This window comes from Drouetiella sp., assembly GCF_059504425.1.
Genome location: NZ_JCACIN010000037.1, coordinates 1 through 4,137 on the forward strand (window position 1 = coordinate 1; position 4,137 = coordinate 4,137).

A 4,137-nucleotide genomic window follows, 5' to 3' on the forward strand; every position below is an offset into this window, starting at 1 on the left:
GAACGCTTCTCTACCTCTACAATAATGTCCTAACTCGTTCTCGTAGCGCTATATTAATCACGCTGGCGATCTGGGGAGCCGCATAGACATGAAATTCGTCAAAAATGAATAGATCAAAGTCTTTGTCAATTCGGCCCCAGAGCTTGTCAGGACTGTCACCTTTTTTCCCCTTGATAATGTATGCTCCCCGATGCAAGAAGTGAAAAATATCGGGATTTGTAAGCAAGACTTCTGATTGGCTTGTGCGTGTGGCGATCGCTGCTCCTTTGCTAATATTCTCACTCTCCGCATAAATTTCTAACACTGCTCCACTCAATCGTGTCACTCTTGGATCATTTAGAGGCTGAAAATCTGCAATGTACTTGCGAGTCTGCATTTCTTGGTCACGGGCAAGTTCGTTTGTGGGGTAAAGGGCGATCGCGTTGCATTCCCCTTGAAGTACTTCTAGGAATGCCGCCAAACTTTTTCCATCCCCTGTCATTGCCGTATTGAAAACCACATCTACATTTGGGTCACGGAGGGCTTTAACGGTTTCTGCTTGATGCCAAGATAGCGTCCATCCTGGCGGCAATTTAATGTCTTTAGGCAACGCCAAGGCTGGACTGGAGTAAACAGGTTTGAGTGTAATACTGTATTCCGTCATCGTTTTAAGGTGTACGTGACTGGTTGCAATGCGTTTATCATGACAGCATAATAAGAGAATGAAAAGTACAAAGTGTACGTACAAATAGGATTCTCATGGGTCGTCGGGGTCAGTCCGTTACGCTGTCGATTTCAGACAGAGATAAAGCACAGTTAGAGCAGATCGCTTTGGAGCAGGGAATGACCTGGGGCGATCGCCCAAACATTTCTCGCTTGGTAGAAGCGATCGCCCGTCGCGAGTTGCTGATTGATCGCAACAATGATTGGTCTGCCGATCGCATCCAAGCGCTTCAGCAGGCGATGCGGGCACTTACGGACACCGGGCAAGTCGAGCAGGCACAACTCATCGCTAGTTTGATCTTGGAGAGAAGTGAGCTAACGTTGCCGTTACGAAACGAAATAGAGACATTGTTGGCATCATCGACAATTCCCTGGCGATCGCACATTGATCAGTACATTCGTCAGCAAACACCGTTCCGGTTGACCTATCGGGATGCTGCTGATCGCCCCTGGACATTTACTATTCGCTTTGCCAAGGTTGTCTTTCGGGAAAAGCGGCAATACCTGGAATGCTGGTGTGAGGAAACCGAAGGTAACGCTGACTTGCCAGAATTGCAGCATAATCGTACATTGCGACTCGATCGCATTCCTGAAGCCGCCATCTCCTCAGCGCAGGGGCGGTGGCGATCGGGATTAGATACCCTGGATGCAGAGATGCATATCCTTGGTGGCTTAGCCTTTGCCTATCAATCACGACAGGAAGATATCTCAAGTGAATGGATGGCAGAGCAACCCGATACGCGTCGAGTGGTGCGCCGCATTTCAAGTACCTTCTGGTTCTTTCGAGAAATTCTGCCCTATGGTGAGGATTGCATCATTATTGGCACAGAGAGTTTGCGAAATCGATTCATCACAAAACTAAGATCGCTCTGTAAACAATACGAGCTTTAGACCTCATATTCAGTCAATTTCAGCATTAGCTGTCATTGAGAGACGATCGCATTATCATCATCTAGATAGACAATTAGATTACCTGAAGCTGTACTCAATCCCAGGTTACTGACCACAACCCATTCAAAGTCAGAGTCGCCTTGATTGAGGATGCTGAGGAAGGTAATCGCTCTAAGCCTAGCGGGTCGGTGGTGGTCAGTGGTGAGGGCAGATAGCTTCAAGGTGACGGCTTCATCAAAAGCGATCGTCACTCTTCCTCAACGGGATGCCCTAATGCTTTCAACTGGGCTTTCAGAATGGCATTCTCTTCCTTCAATGCCCCCAATCCCTTAAAGCGATCGATCTCTCCAAAAGTGATGGCATTGAGATCTAAAAACTGGGCAATAGCCAGCTCTAGCACCTGGGCATCGGTCAGCCCATAAGTATCCGCGTGATCTTCTAATGCGTCAACAACGGCATTAGGTAAAGACCTCAATATCTCTGATAATCGTCCAGCACTAGAGGGTTGGAGTTGCTGCATGGCTGCCACCTCACTGATGGGGATACGTCTGTTATAGCTCGGTTGAGCCGCAAAGATCAGCCCCTTCTCAATTATGAGTAGAGCGTCCAGATAACGGGCAGTGACGGGAACAGTGACAACACGGACACTTTGGGCACTCTGTCCATCTAGAAACATTTGATTGAGAGTTTGATGCCCATTTTGAAAGCGAGTCCGAAAGGCAGAGGCTTTGCCGATGTAAAGAATCTCGTTTTCTGCTGACTTCAGGGCGTAAATACCCGCGTGGAAAGTCAGGTTCTTGTATCCTTTTTCCAACGGCAAACAGTCTTCAAACCGATTATCCTGAACGACTTTCAAGATGCGGGAGATTTCCTTCTTGACCCGCTCAGCACTTGGCATTCTCTTACGACCCTCCTTCAAGCATTGCTGCCACCGTCTAGGCGACGAGAGCAGGTCTAGCTGTTACCCAATACAGCTTAATGGCAGTTAGCCTAGATCGATCGGATCAAGTTCAGCGAATGCCACCCGCCAATCTTGACCCAAACCTGGCTCCTGACGAACTTTGACCTGAAGCCCCTCTACAGCTTCCACGAGCCAAGCTTCAGCTTTACCAATCCAACGAACGATCGCCCCAGGCAGTAATCCCAGCGTTTCCATCACCCGCGATCGCACTTCATTCGACATCTGCATCAGCACCGCAGAACGCTGGGGTAAATCCCAGGCCATCCAGAGCGATCGCACTAGCTCCTCTTCTTGGAACTCCACAGCCTGAGTCAGAATATCTAACCCATCAACTAACTCCTCGGAGAGCAATTCAACTTCGGTAGTCACGTCCCCCCCTTTATTTATATATTCAGCAAAAGGCACCCCTGTGACTACCGAATCTACAGAAGGCTCAAAGCCCTGCTGAGCCTTCGCTTCCCGCTTTGATTGTCGATATTCCAGCACCTCTTGGGCGATCGCCCAGACTTCTGAATCAAACCGATAAACGCGCACCTGATCCCCTCTTGCACCTTCCCGGCAATCGCACAGCAGCTGCAACCCGATTTGCTCCAAGAGCTGCTGCAAGATTTGGATGGGGGTAGCATTGCGACGGACAGTAATGCCCAAGAAATCCTTGATGATCAGGGCATGACGTTGCGACTGCCTTTGCAGCTCCAGCAAATCGAGATCATCATTGCGAAACTCACGCTCAAGCTGAAGAAACAGGTGGAGTCCTAGCTCCCGACGCAGTGACCAAGCCACAGAGCCATTGCGCCAATCAAGAGCATGAAACTTCTCTCGCTCCGCTTGGTCTTTTGCTGCGACTAAAGCCGGGGGAAAATGGATACGTTTGCCATTGAGAGTAGTGACTTCAGAGGGGGCTTCTAAGAGCGCTTCTAACAAGGTAATCTGACGAATGGTTCGTCCCCCTTGATCGCGTTCAATTAGCTCAGGATCGATCGCCTTTCCCCAAGAGGTTTCAATCCGATAACGCTCCAGCTTGTAATAGTCTTCTAAGGTCGGACGTTCCTTAGACTCTAGGCGACGAGCCTCAGTTGCTGAGATAGTTTCAGCGTTACAGATGCCTTGGCTACGAGCCTGTTGATTAAGGCTACGAGCCGCCTTCAATTCTGCCTTGGTTTCTCCATCAATCTCCTCTCCTAATGCCATCAAAGAATGACCTTGTCCTTCGATGAGATAGCGCACATCACCGCGCAGATTATTGAGTGACTCGTTACGCCGAGCTTGAATAGCAGCCCAAGCCTGCCAAGCAAAAGCATCCTCAACCGTCTTCTCTCCACTGCCCACGATGATCTTCAGCAAGAAGCCACAGAGGTCATTCTCCTGAAGCTTATTGCGCTGGATGCGATCGGCGCTAGTCGGGCGATAGCCACCGATAGGATTAGCACCCACCCAGACGTGCCAGTCTACTTTAGGACGATAGCGATTCAAGGCTTGGATGCAGTCTGTCCCGGCTAAAGAGCCGCCAACAAACACGCCAAAGACCGGCTCTTCCCAACTTTTGGTGATCTTACGGCATGATCAAGATATCCCTCGTTTAG

At 49.5% G+C, this 4,137-nt stretch carries 4 protein-coding genes and 1 pseudogene; 1 reads left to right on the forward strand and 4 read right to left on the reverse strand.

Translation table 11 applies throughout. The features are described from left to right. Positions 1-43: 43 nt before the first annotated feature. Positions 44-643, reverse strand: a pseudogene (cas3, locus tag AC5JMP_RS08515) (type I-D CRISPR-associated helicase Cas3'); the annotation flags it as partial. 95 nt (positions 644-738) lie between these two features. Between cas3 and AC5JMP_RS08520 the strand changes: the two are divergent. Continuing rightward, positions 739-1,593 (forward strand): helix-turn-helix transcriptional regulator, encoded by an 855-nt coding sequence (locus tag AC5JMP_RS08520; protein WP_495851022.1) that lies wholly within the window; start codon positions 739-741, stop codon positions 1,591-1,593. 32 nt (positions 1,594-1,625) lie between these two features. Here AC5JMP_RS08520 and AC5JMP_RS08525 read toward each other — a convergent pair whose 3' ends face one another. The 3 genes from AC5JMP_RS08525 to AC5JMP_RS08535 form a co-directional block, all read right to left on the reverse strand. Next, complete coding sequence (locus AC5JMP_RS08525; RefSeq protein ID WP_495851023.1) at positions 1,626-1,844, reverse strand: hypothetical protein; 219 nt, start codon at positions 1,842-1,844, stop codon at positions 1,626-1,628. Continuing rightward, positions 1,841-2,491 carry a GIY-YIG nuclease family protein gene (locus AC5JMP_RS08530; protein ID WP_495851024.1) on the reverse strand — a complete coding sequence of 217 codons (651 nt, stop codon included), beginning with the start codon at positions 2,489-2,491 and terminating at the stop codon, positions 1,841-1,843. The genes AC5JMP_RS08525 and AC5JMP_RS08530 overlap by 4 nt, the downstream gene beginning before the upstream one ends. A gap of 87 nt (positions 2,492-2,578) precedes the next feature. After that, complete coding sequence (locus tag AC5JMP_RS08535) at positions 2,579-4,072, reverse strand: hypothetical protein (protein ID WP_495851025.1); 1,494 nt, start codon at positions 4,070-4,072, stop codon at positions 2,579-2,581. Between the last annotated feature and the right edge of the window lie 65 nt (positions 4,073-4,137).